Origin of the sequence: Phaeodactylibacter xiamenensis (assembly GCF_965229835.1) — a bacterium.
Lineage (GTDB): Bacteria > Bacteroidota > Bacteroidia > Chitinophagales > Saprospiraceae > Phaeodactylibacter > Phaeodactylibacter xiamenensis.
Genome location: NZ_OZ245931.1, coordinates 5768455 through 5789426, shown reverse-complemented (window position 1 = coordinate 5789426; position 20972 = coordinate 5768455). Strand labels below are relative to the sequence as shown.

Genomic DNA, 20972 nt, shown 5'->3' with positions numbered 1-20972 from the left:
TATTGCCTCGAAGCCCTACCCACTTATTGTTTCAACTTGCACCTTCTTGTTTTATTTTTCGATTTTTTGGCTTATATTTCACACCTATTTCACACATCTCAGTTAAATCAAGTAGGCGTGAATATCAAGAACGTTCTCAACGGCCAGATTAAATCTGATGGTACAACCACCATACGGATATACGTTTCCCAGGGCCCCAAAAGGAGGTATCTTCCCACCGGGATGTCTATTGACCCAAAATATTGGGATAAGAAAAAAGGAGAGGTTAAAAAGAATTATGCCCTTTCCAGTAAGTACAACAGACAATTATTGATCCAAAAGCGCAAGATAGAAACCTTCCTTCTCGATGGCGGCAATCTCGACCTGTATGGAAAAAAGGAAGAGAAAGGCAGTATAATCGACTTCATGGAAGCCTATGCCAAAAGTAACAACGGGCTGCGCCCCACGACAGTCAAAATGTACAATACGGCAGTAAGGAAGTTTCGGGAATACGCACAGGATCGAGGGAAAGATGATTTGCTTTGGTCTGAAATCACTCAGGACTTCTATTACGACTTTTCCGAATGGGTCCTTTCTGCTGGAGTGACCAATAGCGCCTTAGCGAAACACCTGAAAGTGCTCAAAAAAATAATGCGCCTCGGAAAAGAGAAGGGGCTGCACGATAATGATGCCCATCAACAAAGGTGGTTCAAGGTGCAGGAAAATCAAAAACTGAACAAGATCTACCTCAACCAGGAAGAAATGCACAAGATTGAGGCACTGGATTTATCTTCCATGCCTTCCCTGAAAAAAGAGCGCGACCGGTTTCTTCTTGCCTATTACTTCCTGATGCGCTATTCAGATGTTGCGGCATTATCCAGAGCCAACTTCTTCGAGCAGGATGGAGATGTGTACCTAAACTACACCAGCCAAAAAGAAAATATAACGGCTACCGTTCCTGTAAAGAAGTCAGCCTGGGCTATCTGTCAGGAATACGATTTCAACTTCAGTTTTACGGCAAACCAGGTCGCTAACCGGATACTCAAACAAGTTGCCAGCATGGCTGGCATTACTCAACTGGTCAGACAAGGGGCAAGAACGGAGCCCAAGTGCCAGTTCGTGACCTTCCACACCGCCCGCAGATCAGGAGCAACTAACCTCCGGCTCATGGGAGCTTCTTTAAAGACCATTGCCGATATCGGCGGGTGGAAAAAACTCAATACCGTGGAGCGGTACCTTCGGGCCAGCGGGATGGATAGTGCGAAGCTGGCTAAGAAGCTTGGGTTTTTTGATTGAGTTTTGGAGGTGATGGGATGGCCGTAGATTTATGGCATGGTTTGGCTTTTGTATATTGGATAAGTACTCCGGTACCATTGGTTCTTCGTCAATTTAGGTGGAGTTCATAAGCACCCGCTTTCGCAATAGCTAAAAGCTTGCCCGTCCATACATTTGGCGCTTGATCATCTTTAAACGATTCACCTGCCCCTCTACTTGACCGTTGTGTATATTCCGGAGACCGGAATACACATTAATTCATATCTCCCCGCCAATCCCCTTAAACTTCTCCACAAAGGCAGCCACTTTCTGGAAGACACGCTGCTTGAGGGTCAGGTATTGAGGGTTCAGGGGGCTCATTCTCGGTAGGAGTGCGTTGAGCTCTGTCCCGTTTTCACTGGCATAGCTGCGCCTCAGGGAGGTGGCAATGTAACGCCTGGCTGCCTCTACATTCAGGTTTTCCTCAGTTATCAGCTCGGTGGCTTCACTTTTCTGCCTTTCCTGTGCGTAGGTAAAGAACGATTCCATGATGCCCGCCTTGTCCGGAATGGAGTCCAGGTTGGTTTCATTGATGTAGTCTACAATGAGGCTTTCCTTTGCTCTGTTGCCTATGCTTGCGCGGATGATGCGCCGGATTTCATCCACTAACGAAGCTTTGTCTTTCGTTTTCTTGTTGTGCTCAAAAATCAGCTCCAGGATATAATCCAGGTTGATCTCTTGTGATTTGAGCAAGTCAACCTCAAATACGACATCATCCCAGTCGATGCCCGATTCTTCAGTTTCTTTTCCTTTTTTCTCCCGGCGCAGCCAGTCGCGGATATCGTTGTAGGTGGATCGGTAGTCTTGTACGGTACGCTCAGGCAAGGTTTCTATCGTTTGCATGATGGCGATGTCCTCATCGGTCACGAAGTAGGTTTCCTTGAAGGCTTCAATGGCTTCCGTATCGTTGAGGTCAATGTCTTGCAGTGCGTTTAGGTGGGTGAACTCATCGTAATTCTGAAGGATGTTTTCTACCCGTAGATACTCTCCGAAGAGCTTGACAAACTCTTTTTTATCGCTTTCCCTGATGATTTCGTCCGGGTCGGGGAATTTTTCATTCAACTCGTTAACCACTTCTATATACCCCCGGCGGGCTTTGCCGGTAGCGATATCTGTAAAGCCTTCCAGATACTCTTTGTAGCTCTTCTCAAGCACTACATTTTTGGTATTCCGGTCTCCAAACAGCGTAATAGCATCGATGGTGGCTTTTTCTAAATCCCGGAAGGTGACGATATTGCCGAAGGTTTTGGTGGCATCGTATATTCGGTTGGTGCGTGAGAAGGCTTGCATCAAGCCATGATACCGCAGGTTTTTGTCTACAAAAAGGGTATTTAGCGTAGGAGCATCAAAGCCGGTGAGGAACATGCCGACGACAATCAGCAAGTCTACTTCCTTGTTCTTTACCCGCTTGGCGAGGTCCCGATAGTAGTTTTGAAACTCTTTGCTTTCCACACCAAAGCTGGTCTTGAACAGGGCATTGTAGTCTTGAATAGCCGCCGTCAAGAACTCTTTGGCACTCAGCTCCATGGCAGAGGGCTCAAAGGTTTCGTCTGCTATTTCCCCTATGGCTCTTTGCTCTTCGTTGGCGGCGAAGGAGAAGATGGTGGCTATTTTCAGTGGCTTGTCGCTATCGGCCTGCAGCTTGTTTAAAGTCTCATAGTAGCTTTTTGCGGCATCTACACTATTGACGGCAAACATGGCATTGAAGCCTTTGTTGCCCCCTTGCGTCCGGTGGGTTTTTATCCTGAAATTTTGCAGGATGTGCTCCGAAATCTCTTTGATCCGCGTGGGGTGCAGCAAGGCGGTTTTATTCTCCGCTGCCGTCAGTTTCTTTTCATCCAATTCTGTTTCAATGCCTTTGAACTTCGGCCGTACATCATTGTAGTCGACTTTAAACTTGAGCACTTTTTCGTCTCTGATGGCGTCCGTAATGACATAAGAGTGCAGTTCGCGCCCAAATACGCTGGCTGTGGTATCCGCACCCAGTGCATTTTGCGGAAAAATGGGCGTACCGGTAAACCCAAACTGATAGTACTTTTTGAACTTTTTCTTCAGGTTCTTTTGGGCTTCGCCAAACTGTGAACGGTGGGCTTCATCAAAAATGAAAACGACTTGCTGCTGGTATACCGGCAGATCGCGCTCGCTCTTCATCAGGTTGTTCAGCTTCTGAATGGTCGTGACGATGATCTTATTGTCGTCTTTGTTAAGGTTTCTTTTTAAGCCCGCTGTGCTATCGGACCCATTCACGCTATCCGGAGAAAAGCGCTGGTACTCTTTCATAGTCTGATAATCCAAATCTTTACGGTCTACCACAAAGAATACCTTATCAATAAAATCCAGCCCGGTAGCCAGCCTGGCGGCTTTAAAGCTGGTCAGCGTTTTGCCCGATCCGGTCGTATGCCAGATGTAGCCGCCCCCTTCTGTGGTTGCCCATTTTTTGGCTTCATAGGCACTCCTGATCTTCCATAAAATCCGCTCGGTAGCGGCAATCTGATAAGGGCGCATGATCAGCAGGACATCATTGACATCAAAAACGGAGTAATGCAGCAACACCTGCAGCAGCGTATTTTTCTGGAAAAAGGTAGCCGTGAAATCCTTCAAATCCCTGATCAGCTTATTGTCTGCCTTTGCCCAGTTCATGGTAAAGTCATAGCTGTTCTTATTGCGCTCCACGGTGTTGGCGAAGTACCGGCTGTCGGTGCCGTTGGAGATCACAAACAACTGCAGGTATTTGAAGAGGGAGTTTTCCTTGTTGAAACTCTCTTTGGTATAGCGGTGTACCTGATTGAACGCTTCCCGGATAGCCACGCCCCGCTTTTTTAGCTCGACTTGTACCAAAGGCAAGCCATTGACCAGTATCGTGACATCATACCGGTTGGCGTGGGTGCCCCGTTGTTCAAACTGTGAGATCACCTGCACCTTATTGCGGGCAATCTGCTGTTTGTCTACGAGGTATATGTTCTGTATATGCCCGTCATCGAAGACAAAGTCATGTATATAATTATCGTGTATTTTCCTGGTCTTATCAATCAGGTTTTCCCCGGGCCGGTCCAAATACTCCTCCACGAAACGAGCCCATTCAATATCCGTAAAGGCCATATCGTTCAACTCCTGCAGCAGGGCCCTGACGTTGGCCAGCATGGCTTCAGCGGTATTAAGTTTGGGCAGGTGTTCATAACCCTGATTGACCAGGTCCTGTATGAGCTCCCGTTCCAGTGAGGCTTCTGATTGATACGTTACAGGGGCTTCATGCACTTCTGAGTACTTGGTGTAGTGCTCAAGTACGATAAAGTGGTTGGATTCTGCTATGGTGTTGTAGTTTGGCATATTTTGTTGGTTAACTACGAAAGACACGGCGTGTTTGTTTCTTTACCACGAAAGACACGGAATGCAGGGCGTGTTTGTTTCTTTACCACGAAAGACACGGAATACACGAAAAACCTACAGGGCGAGTCTGACGATGTCTGCTTTAGGGTAGCTTCCAAAGTTGACAAGTAACCCTAATTTCATGTTCGTTGCTTTGAGATAATTGAGGAGTTGCGCCTGGTGTTCCGGAGCGATTTGCCTCACGGCTTTTAGTTCTACGATGATTTTTCCGTAACAAATCAGGTCGGGCCGGTATCTTTGTTGCAGCGCCTCACCTTTATAGGACAATTGCAGCTCTGCCTGGGCGATGAAAGGAATTTGACGCGAGGTCAGTTCTCTTTCCAAGCACTCCTGATAAACCGTCTCCAGGAATCCGCAGCCCATTTCCCGATAGACTTCAAATATGGCACCCTGTATTGCATAACCTTCTGCTTTGTATATGATTCGGTCACTCATAACGTGTTAGATTACTACCTCTAATAAGGCAAAATGGACGAACAAAGAAGTACCCTACTTTTGTGCGCCTTTTAATTTTCGTGCCTTTCGTGCCTTTCGTGGTCTGTGTTCGGGAAGCTCAACAACAAATCCCGATAATATTCATACTGCTTCTCCCGCAGCTCAATCTCCCTCGGCAACCCCTCGCTGATGGAAGTGGTCAACGTATCGAACTTGTCAAGGATGGAGACGATGCGGGCTTGTTCTTCTGGCGAAGGAATGGGGATTTTCAACTTTTTAAGCTTACCTACTGCAAGACCTGGCTGTGCAGATTGGGAAGCATATTGGTTCAAATTCATAACAGTGAGCATATGAAACGCCCAATCAATATTAATGTCGTCTTTTGCAGTTACTACTACTGCATGTTCTGTAGCATAAAACATACCTTTAAACCGTTGTACATTTCCACACAACGCACCTTGACGACCGATCATTAGATGTTCGCCGTTGTGGCTATGCTTGGCAACATAACCGCGAATGCCATTTCCTCCAAAACATGGAAAAGAATTTACGTTATCAAAAGAAGGGGATATTTTGCTAGAAGGAATGTGTTGACCAGCACGCATGTCAAATACCTCCCCCAACGCCTTCCACACCACACCTTCCGTGTTTTCCGTGCCTTCCGTGGTCTCAAAGCTCAACAACGCCTCCCGATAATACGCATACTGCTTCTGCCGCGCCGTCAGCTCCGCCGTCAGTTCCGCCGTCAGTTCCGCCGTCAGCTCGGTGAACGTATCGAGGATGCGGACGATTTCCTGCTGTATTTGTAGGGACCGCTCGGGGTCGTTTGGGCAGGGGATGGGGATTTCTACCTTACTTAACCCCTTTGAATTAATGGCTGAAATTTTACCCGAAGATATATGTCTTCTTATTTGGTCGTGAAACTCCCTAGTACGTGAAAAGAAAGCAATATACTTAGGGTTTAATGGGCTTCTATAGGAGAAGCAAGCATCGTGGATAACAACACCTTCTTCACCTAACCAAGCAGTTCCCATTCCGATATCTTCAATTGTTTCACCCGCAGCAACGATAACGACATCACCCTTTTCAGCAATTCTTAATTTTTTGCTTTCTACTAATTCGGCTCTTCGCCATTAATAGTGGGTTTCGTATTTTTAGCAGATGAAAGACACCGAACTATTTGCAGCAGCCTTAGCGCTAAAATCACCTTGGTATATCAAGAAAATTGACTTTCGAGATACAGCACAGGGAGAAAAGGAACTCCATATCGAAGTAGACCACCATAAGCGGGTCAAATTTGAGTACGAGGGCGAGCTGTGCCCTGTGCACGATCATCAATTGCGGAGTTGGCGGCATCTGCGTTTTTTCCAACATGACTGCTATCTGCACGCACGTGTGCCGCGGGTGAAGACGGAGTCAGGAGAGGTACGCCTGGTAGCTGTGCCCTGGGCTGAGCCGGGCAGCTCCTTTACCCTTTTGTTTGAGCTTGACGTTCTAAAGCTTATGGATAAAGGCATGAGCGCCTCTGCAGTTGGCCGCCACTACAGCTTTGATTCCCGTATAGCTAGCCGTATAGTGGGCCGCCATGTAAGCAACGCTTTGGCTACTCAGGAGCTAAGAACGGTCAAGGACCTGTCTGTCGATGAGACCTCACGAAAGAAAGGGCACAACTACCTGACCATCCTATGTGACCGGCAAGCTAAAAAGGTAGTAGGCGTATCTCGGGGCAAAGACCAAAAAGCTGTAGGCCAAGCACTTATCGATATGGAAGCACGTGGCGCAGACAGGGCTACAGTACGGTCAGTGACTCTAGATATGTCACGCTCCTATATCGCGGCCTGTGAGTCCTACCTTCCACAAGCCGAGATGGTTTTTGACCGCTTTCATTTAGTCAAAAAGCTTAATGAAGCTATTGATACTATTCGAAGAGCAGAACAAAAGCAGTTTAAGGAGGCGCTCAAGCACAGCCGGTATTTATGGCTGCGCAATGCCAGCAAGTTATCTCAAAAGCAGCAACAACGCCTGGACTTGTTAAAAGAAGCATTCCCCAATCTAGGCCAGGCCTACCGGCTCAAAGAGCTATTCCGGGAAGTTTTCGATGCGGCTCAGTTCACCAAGCGCCTCAAGCCGCTCAATGAGTGGATAAAGATGGCTTGGGACAGCGGGATCAAGCCCATCCAGGAGTTTGTCAATATGCTCCATGACCATTGGTACGGTATTAAGACCTACTTCAAAAGATTGGCAAATAATGCTTTCGCTGAAGGGGTGAACCTAAAGATTCAGGAAATAAAGAGAATTGCCAGAGGCTATCGGAACCCACACAATTTCATCCTGATGATCTATTTCAAACTCGGAGGACTTGATTTGAAAATCCACTAAATATGGCGAAGAGCCACTAATTCTTCACTAAGAAACGACTTGCTCTGATCTGCCCAAATGCCATAATGCGTGTACATTTCACCATAATGAATACAAGGGGTTCCCTCTAAGATCATATCTTTTTTTACAAAGCGCTTTCCTCGCTGAAATTCGCCAATCTCTCCTAAAGCCTTCCACTCAACCTCCCCTCCCTCTAGTAGTTTTTCTATAAACGGCAGCCGCCGGTCGTCCTTTATATTTGGTGTTTTGCTCATTTCTTTTTACTTCCTTTTTTAGCTTTTTGCTCCAGATCAGAGATGGTATTCAGGTATGCTTTTTCCACCTCACTCAGCGTTTTGGCTTTATACTTTTTGTATTCTGCCTTCGCCTTTTCCTTAGCCTGCGCACTGGATACTTTGCCGGCATTATCTAAAACTTTGCGCCCCGCAGAGGCCAGGATGGTATCTAACTCGCGTACATAGTCAGCCATGCGCATTTCCCGTTCTTCTATGGCGTTCAACTCTGCCAGATCGAAGTAGGCAGCCACGAGGTTGTTAAGCACACGCAGCTCTTTCTCTTCCAGGAAATTTTTGGCAATCATGGCTTCGGCCTGCGTGGGTTGGCTGCCCTTAAAGTTGGTCAGGCCCACGAAGGGTTTATTGCTATCCACCCGCAGATAGATGACCTCGCTAGCCGTATTGCCATGCGCAGCGTAGTGCAGTTTGTTCTGTACGATTTTAAAAAAGATGATGCTTTCCTGGCTTTTGGGGTCGTAGTCGGTAGCCGTAGCGTACAGATCCAGCACCTGCCGGTACATGACCTTTTCGCTGGAACGAATATCGCGGATCCGGTCCAGCAGTTCTTTCCAGTAGTTGCCACCGCCCAGATTTTTCAGGCGGTCGTCGTCCATGGTGAAGCCTTTTATGATGTACTCTTTCAGTCGAGCAGTAGCCCACTGCCGGAAGCGCGTGGCAATTTTTGAATTGATCCTATACCCCAGGGCTATAATCATATCCAGATTGTAATAATCCAGATTGCGTGTTACCTCCCTGTCCCCCTCTTTTTGAACTGTTCGGATTTTCCGAACAGTTGCTTCAGGGGTCAGTTCTTCGTCTGTATAGATATTTTTAATGTGTTCACTTATGGTTGATTTGGCTGCCTGGTACAGTTCAGCGAGCTGTTTTTGCGTTAGCCAGACATCTTCATTCTCCAAATGTACCGAAAGCTCAGAAAGCCCGTCCGCACTTTTATAGATGATTACTTCCTTGCTCATGCCTCAATCTCCTTTACGATCGCATCAATATCTGCCCGCAGCACATTGATCTTGCCCACCGTAGCGGCAATTTCCTTGTTGAGTTCATCGATGTCAATTTGCTCCCGGGTGTCTTTGGGCTCTACGTAAGAGCTGACGGAGAGGTTGTAGTCGTTTTCGGCAATTTTGCTGTTGTCTATAGTGGTGGCGACATGTGCAACCTCTTCTTTGGTATCGAACATACCCATAATCTGCTTAATGTGGCCATTAGTCAGCACATTATTGTTGGTCTGTTTCTTAAAGAACTCTTCACCGGTGGCATCGATGAACTGGGTTTTGGTATCCGTCTTATGTTTGGATAGCACCAAAATATTCACGGCAATGGAAGTGCCGTAGAAGAGGTTAGGCGCGAGCGCGATCACCGACTCCACATAGTTGTTATCGACCAGGTACTTCCTGATTTTCTGTTCCGCCCCACCCCGGTAAAAGATGCCGGGGAAACAGACGAGGGCAGCCCTGCCTTTACTGGAGAGGTAGCTCAGGGCATGCAGCACAAAGGCGAAATCTGCTTTGGACTTGGGCGCTAAAACGCCAGCCGGGGCAAAACGGTCGTCATTGATCAGGGTAGGGTCGTCGCTACCAATCCACCTTACGGAGTAGGGCGGGTTAGACACGATAGCATCAAAAGGCTTTTCATCGTGCAGTTTAGGCTCTGTAAGCGTATTGCCCAACTCAATATGGAACTTATCGTAGTTGACATTATGCAAAAACATGTTCATACGCGCCAGGTTGTAGGTCGTATGATTGATCTCCTGCCCGAAAAACCCCTCTTCAATGATGTGATTGTCGAAGTGCTTTTTGGCTTGCAGGAGCAAGGAGCCGGAACCCACTGCAGGGTCATATATTTTATTGACCTTTTCCTGTTTGTGCATCGCCAGCTGTGCGATGAGCTTGGAGACATGCTGAGGCGTGAAAAACTCGCCACCGGACTTCCCGGCATTAGCCGCGTAGTTGGAGATCAGAAACTCGTAAGCATCTCCAAAAAGGTCAATCTCATTGTCCTCAAAATTTCCAAACTTCAACCCTGCTACCCCCTTAAGGACGGCAGCCAGTCGGCTGTTTTTGTTTTCCACCGTATTGCCCAGTCGACTGCTCGTCGTATCAAAATCTGCAAACAGCCCTTTGATGTCCTGTTCGGATGGATACCCGCTAGCCGAGCTTTCGATGGCTCCAAAAATAGCTTTCAGGTCCGTATTGAGATCAGGATTGGTATTCGCGTTTTTGGCCACATTCACAAAAAGCTGGCTGGGATAGATGAAATACCCTTTGGTCTTAATGGCATCCTCCTTGATTTCCGGAGTGATGACACTATCGGGCAATTCAGGATAATTCACACTATCATCACCCCCTTCGATATAGCTGGTAAAGTTTTCACTGATAAAGCGGTAGAAGAGCGTGCCCAGTACGAACTGCTTAAAATCCCAACCATCTACAGAGCCCCGCACGTCGTTAGCGATCTTCCAGATTTGGTTTTGTAGTTCTTGTCTTTGATTAATGCTTGTCATGATGTGTTTTGTGGCTCTGCTTTTTCCTGCTATTGCTAGAGGAGGACTAGTTATTTTTGAATACCGACATTTAAACACTGTTGTTTATTTGTATGCCTTCAGCCCTAAATATCCATAATTCCGGAGAGACTTTAAAGGGGACCTATACCAAATTGTCGTATGAGCGGTCCTCAAAGGAAGCATACATGATCGGCTAAACCGGGAAATCAGCGCCCGCTTACCTGTGTACTTGCCTATGCACGGAGCTGTCTGTCGCAATACCAGAGCGTGAAGGCTTGGTATTCAGGTGGTTTTTACTCTTAATTGTTGTAGTCAGTATTTGTTGAATCTAAGAGCATATAAAAGCCGACGTGTATAAAAAGCAAGATTTTTTATACACGTGAACAGTGATCTGTATGAATTATTGGCTTTCCTATAGTCGATGTATTGGCTGATTGCAGGAAAATGTCCTTTTAGAGCGCTCTATCAGGGAAAGGACAATGTCACTCATATTGTAGTATTTTTAATATTTATAAGACAAAGAGAATACCAATTGGGAACTACCCGCCCAATCGAATAGAATAATATTTTGCTTTGTATGTAAAAAATAAACTAAACAGGCTTTTAAAAAGGCTTTTTCGGAGCAATAGACTGCGCTTTACTGTCACAAAAAATAATAAGTCACATGATACCCTCTTGTAATTCTTTTATTTTTGATTTGAAAGAAAGGGAATGAGGTACATTTCGTGTAGTGTGTGTCCGTTTGTATCTTCTCTTTCTTTCAATCCAAATATACTTTAGATGGACTAATGAATGCATTAGCCTTGTGAGACTTTCGGTTCCAACTTCAATACTTCGACAATTTTCATAAGGTGCATTTATATTGAGTTTAGTTTTTCCAGATTATGTAGCTAAGGAACCGTTAGTCTCACTAAATACTTCGACGATCCAAGATAAAATCAGTAGAACCCCTAGAACTCAACCAACTGATTGTCATTTAATTCTGCCTTTATAACTCTAGTATAGTTAGTTCACTTGTTTAGTTGTCATGGGTATGTTTAGGTTTGTAGGAAGAAAATAAAATTGTTTGTACGGCAATTTCTCTCAACACTATCGAGCTGGTTCCCCCAGTGTGTTTATTCTTCCAGTCTCCCAGTTGAACCGATACATGCTCATGACGTTTTTAATTCAAGGCAAAAGCACATAGCGCTCCAATCAGACTTTTTTCTTTACATCCTTTTCAAGCAGTAGCCTTTGTCTACTACTTTTTGCATCATTCGCTTGTTTGGTCTTCCAGTACATCAAACCTGTAGTTAGCGTAAAACTAGAACGCAGCCAGGTTATCGTAGTCCGGCAAAAGCAGCCATCAAACGTACTAAAGAAGCGGATCCAGATCAAAATCAGGAATACCCCCCCGTCCATGGTTACAAGGGGTACCAGTTGGTCGAAGCGATACATGCATTTATGCAATAATCAGGCCTTCACACCGCCCCCGCCATCTCCGCCCCAAATGCTCCGGCTGGCAGTTCCCACTGGTCCGGGAAAATGGGGCTGGTGAATTCGCCCATAGCTTCTGTTTTCCAGCGCTGTAGCATATCGGGCGGGATAAAGCTGCGCCCTCTGCGCGCTTTTTCCCGGATACGCATGCCGTGGTAAAGGGTATGCCCGAGGTCGTTTTCGATGGCTTCCATGTAATCGATCTTCCAGGGGGCAATCTGTTGTATGGCAGCCCAGGTGTTGGGGGAAGAGAAAATGCAGGTTTGGCAGGAACAGCGCGGCCAGCCCAGCATATAGCATGGGTGTGGCTGTACGTTGTACTTTTCGTAGAGCGCCCAGACTTGCTTTTCCCGGAAATCGATCACGGGGCGCCACTGTATAGCGGTTCTCTTTTTGGTATTTGCCCGGTACTTTTCATAGGCTTTGTAGGTTGCCCGGCCTGGGCTTTCTTCCCGCCGCTCCCCGGTACAGATGATGAGCTGCCCGCCTTCCGGATAACTGTGCGCAATGACCCTGGACAGGACATCAATTTTGGCCACTGAACTGCACCACCGGGTGCGCAGGTCGGCGGCCACTGCGGGGAACTTCCGGCGAGTGGAGCTGCCGGGGCGGCTGGCCAGCACTACAGCACTTCCATCCTGCTGTTCGTAGCGGACATCCTGCAGCCCTTCGTTTGTCCGGTACATCTCGCGCAGAATACCGCCTTCGCGCCAGGAAAAGACCAGCGGCAGCTCAAAGGCGGCGGCAAAGGCTTTGCAGTAGCTGGGCGTGCAGGGCCAGTCGAACAGGTGCTCCCCGCGCCCGTCTACTTCGTGGTGGTGCAGGATGATCCGCTCTTTGGGGATGCCCAGGTCCAGCAGGTACAAGACCATAGCGACGCTGTCCTTGCCGCCGGAAAAGGCGACAAGGATTTCGGTAGCTTCATCGTAAAGTAGTTCCGCAACGGCTTCGGGCACAGTAGGCGGTGCCTCCTCCGGCTCGAACAAAGGGAGCTGATAGTTCATCGTGTTTTCATAGCGTATTGCAGGTGCTCCAATCACAGACCCAGCAGCTCAAAAATAGCTGGCGACTTTGGCTTGCGGGCTTTGACGGTAGGACCCGTTTCAGTGGTGTCTACACCGATCAGGTCGTAGCCGCCGGGGTTTTCTGTCCACCGCAGCAAGTTCTCGTAGGTCGGTTTCAGCCGCTTTTTGTTGGCGCCCAGGATATCCTGCAAGGCCCCCAGCTCGCTTTGGAGCAATGGCTGTATCATCTGCCCAAGCTTTTTGACCTGTGCTTCGCTGAGCTTTACGCCATCTTCTTCAGCGCTTTTGAGCTGCTTTTTGATGTAGGCCAGATAGTACTTGTGGGCTTTCTTTTCGGCCAGGTCTGCAAACTCGGCCCGGAAGGCTGACCGGGCAGTTGCGGTCATCGGCTTTTTCTGGGCCCGCCGCAGGTCTTTGATCTCCGCCTCTACTGCAGCGATAGGGCTGGGCTTGGATGGAGACGGTTTAGCCTTTGGCTTAGTGCCCACCTGCTTTTTAGGCATAGGGGCAGCCTTCTGTTTGGGCTCGCTTTTGGCTGGCTTTGATGCCTCCATCTTCTTCTCCGTCAGGTACTGTTTGAGCGCCTTAGGGTCTTTCAGCACCGGGTCGATCTTCTTCATGGCCTCCTGATCGCCTTTGTCTGCCTGATTGGCCAGGAGCATCAGCGCGCCCAGCTTTTCGGCATCGTCTTTGCCTTCCTTGTAAAGGGTGTGGTTGGCTTTGGCGATCTTCTTCACCCGCTCGGTCTTAGCTTGTATTTCCACCGGCGAGCCTTTATAGACGACATTCCAGTGGTAGGCGCGGTAGCCGGCCTGTGGCTTTTTGTAGTAGTCATCGAATTCCAGGACTTCGCCCAGCTTCCCGGCATTGACCTTATCTTTGAAATCTTCCAGGCTTTTCTGGTCCGGGAAGACGACCATCGTGCCGATCACATCTGTTAAGCCCTTTTTGCCGGCCAGCCGCTTTCTTCGGAGCTTGTTGATGATAGAGTATGGCGTTTTGGTACGGCTGAGGATATCCGTCTCGCCCTCTGCATGCTTTTTGAGGATCTCCACAAACTCATTTCGGGCAGTATCGTAATCCTTTCGGAAGTCGATGATCTTTTCGATCTCATCGGCCAGCTTAACTTCTTCCACGGTTGTCCCGTCGCCTGGCGTGTAGGGGTCGGGGTCGTCCACGTTCAGTACGCCGTCCCCATCGTAATCCCCGAATACGCCCCGGTATTTTTCCAGCGCTTTGGGCAATGGCCGGTCATTGGGCTTGGGCGCGGTTTGGTGCTTCTCCTTCAGGTGTTTTTCGAGAGTAGTGTTTTCGATGCACTTGCGCTTGAAGCTTGCCGCATTCATCACGTAGACCAGATGCCCTTTATCGTCGAAGATCAGGTATTCCCCTTTCTGGGCGGTTACCGTTATGCTTTCCTTACCGGTGCCTTTGAGCTGCACGGGCAGGTCCTTGTCTACCTTCAGGGCGTACTCCTGGCAGTGGTTGAGAATAGGCATCAGCTTGGAGGTGTCCGCAGCGGTACGCCAGGAAAAGGAAGGCTTAGTGCCTGCTGAAGGCTCAGCGCCTGTGCTTTTTCTCAAATTGGAAAGATCGTCCGGGTTATGCAATACCTTGCCGATAGTAACGATGCCCTCATCGTACTCATACCCTCCGCCCCGGATTTCGGTTTTCAGGTCATCCACAGACTGTATTACAGGAACCGGGCCGCCCTCTTGTTTGAGCCTGTCCAGCCATTTTGCGGCTTTGAAGTCCAATTCTACCGCCCACTGGCCTAAATCCTTCGCTGTTTTAACGACAAGGCCCTTGTTGAACTCGATTGACAGTGTATCGTATTCATAGTAATCTTCTTCCTTGTCTACGAAACTAAGCACCCCGTAGGCTTTGATGCTTTCCGGTGGCGTGTACTCCGGGTAATCAATTTCCTCCTCAATAGACACCACACCATCCCATGACCAGCCCGGTTGCTGCACTTCTTTCAATAAGTCTTTTTCAGACTCGAAAGAGAGTTCGTTGTCTTCCATCCACTGTTCAATATCGAGCGAAGCCATCACTGCTATGCCTTCGTCTTTATTGGACAGGGCTTTTTCTTTGGACAGGTAGAGGTCAGCATCTTCCAGATCATACTGCCCCGGCTCTTCCGGCTGGTCCATGACCAGAAAGACTTCCATGGAAGGAGGTGGTGTGAACCCTTTAGGCTTTTGGGCCGTGCTGCCTTTTGGCAAATGCACGCTGACGTAAGCCTCCGCATACTCTGACGCTTTTTTTGCTGTAAGCCCCATATCCTTCGCGCCCTGTTCCAGCTTGTCCATCAGCGCTTCGTAGTCCTTTTGCTTCATGCCTTTGACCTGGGCTTTGCTGAGCCCCGGATGGGCTTTGTCCATGGCGGCGTAGTAGTCTTTTTTGTAGACCTTTTTGGCTTTTTTGCCGGGCTTGGCTTTGCTTGTTTTTTGGGACGGCTGATCGTCCAGCTTGCTGTAGTCCCGGTCATCGGGGATTTCTGCCCCGCCCTTTTCCAGCACTTTTTGAGTTTTGCCGTCGATCAGCACGTAGCCGTCTACCATGCCTTTGAGCTCTTCAAAAGCCGTTAGCCCATTCTGTACGCCCTCTTCGATGACAAAGCGGGGGACGTAGCGCCCGGACTTCTGATAGCGCCCCATTGCCCGTTCCAGGCTGGTGGCTTTATCGACTTTCAGGAACATGATGAATACCCGGTAGCCTTCCTTTTTGAGCACTTCGATGAGGGGCTTATACTTTTTGGACTTGTTCATGGTGCCATCGTAAATGACATCATAGCTACAGCCGAACTTGCCTACTTTGCCGAGCAGGGTTTTGACGATATCCTGCGTTTCGCTGTGGGTCTGAGAAGCATTCCACCCTTCGTATTCCGGTAGTTTGGCTCGGATGTCGTCTGCATCAACTTTGAAGATGGCCGGGTTGTCCATCCAGTCTTTGTTATTGCGGATGTAGGTCGACTTGCCGGAGCCCGGCAGCCCACCGGTCAGTATGGCGATGGGGGCTTCGCGGCGGATGCAGGTGTTGCCTTCAACTTCTTCCTTGATGATCTTATCGTGCAGCTTTTTCCGCTCATCGGTGTACTCCCCGTACTCCGAGTGCAGGTCTTTGGTCTGCGGCAGCTTTTCCAGGTGCGCCTCCAGGGCATCCAGGGCTTGGCTGTCAATACGGCGGTTGCCCTTTTCATCCACCGGGGGCATGGTTTCGGGGCGCTCTTCAAAGAAGCCACGGGGGCGTGCGCGGATCTCCGCTTCAGTTGGCGCGTGGGTATGGTAGTAAGGCTCGCCGTCGTTTTTCCAAAGCTTGGCCTCCCGGTCGTAGTATTCCAGGAAGGTGAGCTTGTGCCCATCGTCTCTTTGGTGGCGGGTGGAAATGGCAAAGGGGACATCATCGACAACCATATAGACTTTATGCTCTCTGCCTTTTACATCGACGATTTTGTCGCCCTTCATGTAGGGCAGTGAATCGGGGAGCTTTGTGATTTCGCTATCCCGCTTCTGTATGTATTGCCGGAACTCACGGTTGACATTGGCCAGCCCCTCTTTTTCCTCCGGGTTGGGCGTCTTGGCTTTCACCCACTGCGGTGCGCGGGCGAGCAGTTCCTGTATTCTTTTATCCTGCCCGGGGAATTCGATATCGCCTTCGCCTACTTTTTCGTAAGTGGCAAGCTTGCCCTCAGCAGGTTTGGGCAGCATAATGTAATACCGCCCGGCTACGTACCGTTCGGGGTGGTCCCAGTCCACCCGCACTTCTTCCCCTTCCTTGACCCAGTTCCAGCGCAGGGTGCCCCCATAGCCTTGCTGGGCCGGGTAGTCCCTTTTCAATGCCGCGAGGATCTGCTCGTCGTAGTCCTCCCACTCAGCGAGGGCTTCCCTGTAGTCTTCAGAACCGGGCGCCGCGATATCGAGTATTTCCTCGAAGTCCCGCATGGCTTCAAAGTTTTCCTGGTATTTCTGGGGCAGGCTTTCGGTGTCCATGCCCATCGTTTTGATGTACGCTTGTGCCTTAGATTTCATAGCTGTTCAAGTTTTAGGCTGCGAGCTGCAGCAGTTTTAGTTTTTTGCGTTTTCTGGCTTTGGCCAGCAGGATCCTTGTCTTAGCATTAGCCATTTGCGGCAACTCTTTTTGCACGCCGCCCATCTGCCGGGCTTGCAGGCGTTTTTGCTGAGTTGCGTTGTTCGGGGACAGCTCTGCCTCAAGGGCCAGCTCTACATAGGAGCTTTGTTTGACCAGGTAGTAAAGCTTCCCATTGCTGCCCCGGTAAGCCTTCTCAACACGGGCTTTTTTACCGGCATAGCCTACGGTTTCTCCTGCCCGGTACAGGGCATCCGCCGCTTCACCGGCGATGCTTTCCTGGGGCTCTTCCACCCGTAGCTCATCGAGCAGGTAATTGAGCTGTGCAAACTGTGCCACCCGCGCTTCGATAGAAGCCGCAGCGATGCCCTCGGCTTCCTTTTTCAGCCTGATCTCTTCGGCTCTTTCCTGCAGGCGCTCTGCTTTGAGCAAGCCCTCCTTTTCTTTTTTCTTCTGTTCTTTTTCTGCCTGGAGCTGCTCAACCGCTTGTTTGATGGCCTCTTCGGAGTCGTCCAGCCCTTTCGGCTTTAGGATTTCCACCACGGCCCGGTTGTACTTTGCTACGCTCTTTTTCCAGTTGGAGTACCAATAGGGGGGCGTTACCCCGGCAGGCTTGATCCAGGCATCTTCGTAGGGGTTGCGGTAGTAATGGCTGATTTTATAGCCCCGCTCTACCTCTTCGCGCAGCGTTTCTACCAGCCGCCCGTCTTTGAGCTTTTTGGCGCGCAGGATATAGGAAACCTGCCGCCGCATCTCGTCGGGGTCTTGCGCTGCGCCCTCCGGCAGGCCGCGGTAGTAGCTTACCGCCTCTGCAACCTCTTCCAAACGGTTGAATGCCTGATAGCGGTCGTTGCGCAGCCCTTCCAGGGTGGTGAGCTGGGAGTCAATGGCAACGATCTCGTCTTCCAGTTCCAGGCTGCGCTCTTTGGCTTCCAGCTCCGCGATACGGAAGGGGTCTTTGATCAGGACGTACTTAAGCTCTGACGGGTCAAAGTCGCGGGTGTCCAGCGTGCTCTGGTTGTTGTCAAAGTCCCAAATGGCGTTGATGCGGGCAGTTTTCTCTTCCAGCTTTTGGAACATGAAGATGTCCATGCTGTCCTCCATGAGCGGGTTGACGATGCGCACGCTGCGGTGGATATTGCCCTGCCGCCAAAGCCGGCCTTCGAGCTGATTGACGTCCGTGGGGTTCCAGGGCAGCTCCAGGATGTAAAGGCAGGAAGCGTAGCGCTGAAGGTTGATGCCCTCGCGTATGGTGGCGCTGCCGATGAGCACTTTGCAGCGGAACTCGTGGGGGATGTCTTCATAATCGCGTGTTACCGGGTTGAAACGGCGGCCCAGGAAGGCATTCTGTACCGTCTGCTTGTCCTTGAAGCCCATCTTTTTCATGCGGCTTTCACTGACGATGATGCCCACCTCGTGCGGCTGGAAGCCTACTTTTTCGATCAGGTAATCGCGCAGCAGGGGGAAGAACTCTACGCCCATATTGCTGTAGATGATCTGCCCGGACATAGGCGAGCCCTGCTGCTCATGGTAGGCTTTCACGCTGCGGATGCAGCCGGTGATAAACTCCAGCTTTGCTGAGCTTTCTATGAAGGCTTTGGGGGAGCCGGGGTTTTTAGTCTCCTCATCGCACTCCAAAATGTAGGGAGAGAAGGCTACTTTTCTGGCCATGCCTGCCGCACGGAGCATGCGCACGCCGCCCCCGTTGTCGTCTGAGTCCACCTTGGCATTTTGGCAAGCCTCATTGACGCTAATCTGCCCGGCAGCGTAGGCCAGGATGCTGTCCATACGTTCCTTTTGGTAAGCGTTGAATGGCAGTACCGTTTCAATCGTCTCGTTCCCGCCGAGCCTGATCTCCATGCCGTTGACCACCTTGCGGCGCAGGGGCAGGACGATCTTGTTGGGCCGCTTGAGGTTTTTGGTCGACTGCTTGTACAGGAAGAACCGCCGGATGATGGACTGTAGGGCATCGAGGTTGGAAAAGCCCACGAACACGTCCTTGAACTCCGGGTTGAGGGCAATGGTGAAGACCAGCTCATTGGACGTATTGACAAACTGGTCGAAGAACTGCTTGAGGTTCTTCAGCTGCAGCTCCTGCAAATAGCGCAGCCCCACCAGGCTGATCATGGAGTAAATTTCCATGGGCGAGTTGGTAAAGGGCGTGGCGGTCAGCAGCAGGACGTTGCCGGTGGGGTTCACCTTTTGGACGTACTGTGCGACCATAAAGGTTTTGAGCCCCATAGCCGAGGGCTCCCCGGAGCTGATATCGTAGCGCTTGATGCGCTTTTCGTTGTCCAGGTTCTCCTCCTCCTCGGCCTTTACGGTGGTGAAGATCTTCTTGGCGCTGTGCGCTTCGTCCACCACCATCATGTCGAGCCCCATGCGGTCGATATTGGCCCGGGCGCCCATCTGCGATACGCCGATCAGCCCCCCGACCTTGTTTTTGAGGCGCTCGTAGGCTTTATCGGCCGCTTTGCCCGTTGCAAGGTGGTCTTCCTGGTCAAGAATAGACATCAGCTCCCCGAAGAAGTTCAGTTCCTGCATATCGTCCAGCCCCACCCGCTTGAAGCCCTGATAGGTCAGGAAAGTGATGGAGCCTTCGGGCATGGGCCCCTCCTCCGGGATATTTTCAAGGTACGCTTCGCTGAGGTTGTACAGGTCATTTTGGGGGATGTGCGGGAGTATGCCCCTGCACTCGCCCATAAACTGTTTGTAGACCTGATTGGGCAGTACAAAGAAGGGCCGCTTGCACCAGCCGTTTTCGAGGAACTGGGCGGCGATGAAAATAGCGCACCAGGTCTTGCCCAGCCCCACGCCGTAGGCCAGGCAGCCCGCGCCCCTGATCTGGGCAAAAGCAACGGCCTCCCGCTTTTCCGGGCGGATGTCCATTTCCATGCCGTTATAGATGCGGGCCATGGTAAAGCCGATGGGCACCTGGTCTAAATCTACCGGCACTTCGCTATTGTAGCGCTCATTCCAGATGCGCTCAATGGCTTGCCGGTCTTCATCGGTGATGGCTTTGGCAAGGAAGTCCGAGAACAGGCGGATGCCCTCTTGCTGGGCAGCGGACTTGTTGCGCTTGAACTCCTGCACGTCTTCGTCTTTCCCGCGCTTGCGGCTTTCCAGGTAGAGCTCCTTGATGGAACGCCAGGTCAGCCCGCGCCGGATGCCCAGCTCCCGGGCATTCTCGCTCATCCACAGCACGAACGCGCCCTGCAGGGAAATTGGCTCTTTGAGCTCCTGCTGTATGCCTCTTTGCAAAGCACGGCTGTAGTCGATCTGCCCGTTTTGCCGGATTTTGGCTTTGAGCCGGACTTCGCCTTTCAGGTGCCTGATGGTGTATTTTTTGGCCAGGTTGCTGACCGGCTTAATGATCAGGCGGTCTTCCATCCGCTCAGCATCGAGGCGCTTGCGGCGCAGCGCAACCCGGTTCCATACCTGGTCAAGGGCGGCAGACTGCTGCTCAAAGATGGTTTTGACATCTTTCATGCTTTCAATCTTGGGCCGGTCCTGGCCAAGCATCTCGCGGCGCTCAGCGATATTGCCGGACAGGTAGATGAAGGCTGGCAGGAAACCATCGTCAAACCAGTACACGAGCTCTTGTTTGGCCCACTCCAGGGGCACTACTTTTTTGGACAGAGCAGCCGGGTTGTAGTATTTCTTCCACCCGCCTTCCATAGCACGCCCCAGCACCTTCGTTTGGTACCAGACAAAGACTTCCTTTTGGGCATCCGTCAGGTGTTTGTTGTACCGCTGGTCGATCTCGTCAAAGGTGATTAAATCCAGCTCACCGGCTTTGGCCTGATTGCGGGCGCTTTGCTCTTTTTTGGAAACTTTCAGGGCGCGGCGGACATTGCCGGTTTGCACTACTTTGAGCCTTGCCGCATCTGTATCGGTATGCTCGCTGGATATATGGGGCGAGAGCATGTCTGCAGCCTCATAAGCTATGCCCGGGATGCGCATCACGTCTTCCATCGTGCCCCGGTACTTCGTGACGTTGTCAGAGAAGCGCCCGGTGGCCTGGTAGGGCGTGCCAAGTATCTTTTCCGGGTTCTGGACATACCAGTTGTCGTTAATGATTGCTTCTATCAT

10 protein-coding genes and 1 pseudogene are annotated in these 20972 nt (G+C 50.3%); 2 read left to right on the top strand and 9 right to left on the bottom strand.

Annotated features, from left to right (window positions below; all coding sequences use genetic code 11):
- Positions 1-117 precede the first annotated feature (117 nt).
- Positions 118-1275, top strand: coding sequence for a phage integrase SAM-like domain-containing protein (locus ACO08I_RS21945; RefSeq protein WP_421947113.1), 1158 nt, complete (start codon positions 118-120; stop codon positions 1273-1275).
- A gap of 237 nt (positions 1276-1512) precedes the next feature.
- Here the strand turns inward: ACO08I_RS21945 and ACO08I_RS21940 are convergent, their stop codons facing one another.
- From ACO08I_RS21940 to ACO08I_RS21930, 3 genes and pseudogenes are all read right to left on the bottom strand, one after another.
- Positions 1513-4620 carry a type I restriction endonuclease subunit R gene (locus ACO08I_RS21940; RefSeq protein ID WP_421947112.1) on the bottom strand — a complete coding sequence of 1036 codons (3108 nt, stop codon included), beginning with the start codon at positions 4618-4620 and terminating at the stop codon, positions 1513-1515.
- A gap of 114 nt (positions 4621-4734) precedes the next feature.
- Positions 4735-5115: a GxxExxY protein gene (locus ACO08I_RS21935; RefSeq protein ID WP_044216282.1), complete on the bottom strand. Its 381-nt coding sequence runs from the start codon at positions 5113-5115 to the stop codon at positions 4735-4737.
- Between the two features lie 71 nt (positions 5116-5186).
- A pseudogene (locus tag ACO08I_RS21930) lies at positions 5187-6212 on the bottom strand (restriction endonuclease subunit S); the annotation flags it as partial.
- Between the two features lie 64 nt (positions 6213-6276).
- Between ACO08I_RS21930 and ACO08I_RS21925 the strand changes: the two are divergent.
- Entirely contained in the window at positions 6277-7494 is a 1218-nt protein-coding gene (locus ACO08I_RS21925) for an ISL3 family transposase (RefSeq protein ID WP_282777646.1), read from the top strand.
- On the opposite strand, the gene ACO08I_RS21920 is transcribed toward ACO08I_RS21925, so the two are convergent.
- The 6 genes from ACO08I_RS21920 to ACO08I_RS21895 form a co-directional block, all read right to left on the bottom strand.
- Positions 7491-7748 (bottom strand): hypothetical protein, encoded by a 258-nt coding sequence (locus tag ACO08I_RS21920; RefSeq protein WP_421947111.1) that lies wholly within the window; start codon positions 7746-7748, stop codon positions 7491-7493. The two genes, ACO08I_RS21925 and ACO08I_RS21920, sit on opposite strands and share 4 nt — an antisense overlap.
- Positions 7745-8746, bottom strand: a complete 1002-nt coding sequence (locus tag ACO08I_RS21915; RefSeq protein WP_421947110.1) for a virulence RhuM family protein — start codon at positions 8744-8746, stop codon at positions 7745-7747. The genes ACO08I_RS21920 and ACO08I_RS21915 overlap by 4 nt, the downstream gene beginning before the upstream one ends.
- A complete protein-coding gene (locus ACO08I_RS21910) occupies positions 8743-10290 on the bottom strand; it encodes a type I restriction-modification system subunit M (RefSeq protein WP_421947109.1) in 1548 nt (515 codons plus the stop codon). Before ACO08I_RS21910 ends, ACO08I_RS21915 begins: the two co-directional genes overlap by 4 nt.
- A gap of 1460 nt (positions 10291-11750) precedes the next feature.
- Positions 11751-12770, bottom strand: a complete 1020-nt coding sequence (locus tag ACO08I_RS21905) for a phosphoadenosine phosphosulfate reductase family protein (RefSeq protein WP_421947108.1) — start codon at positions 12768-12770, stop codon at positions 11751-11753.
- A gap of 32 nt (positions 12771-12802) precedes the next feature.
- Positions 12803-16822, bottom strand: coding sequence for a zeta toxin family protein (locus tag ACO08I_RS21900; RefSeq protein WP_421947107.1), 4020 nt, complete (start codon positions 16820-16822; stop codon positions 12803-12805).
- Between the two features lie 13 nt (positions 16823-16835).
- Positions 16836-20972 carry a helicase-related protein gene (locus ACO08I_RS21895; protein ID WP_421947106.1) on the bottom strand — a complete coding sequence of 1379 codons (4137 nt, stop codon included), beginning with the start codon at positions 20970-20972 and terminating at the stop codon, positions 16836-16838.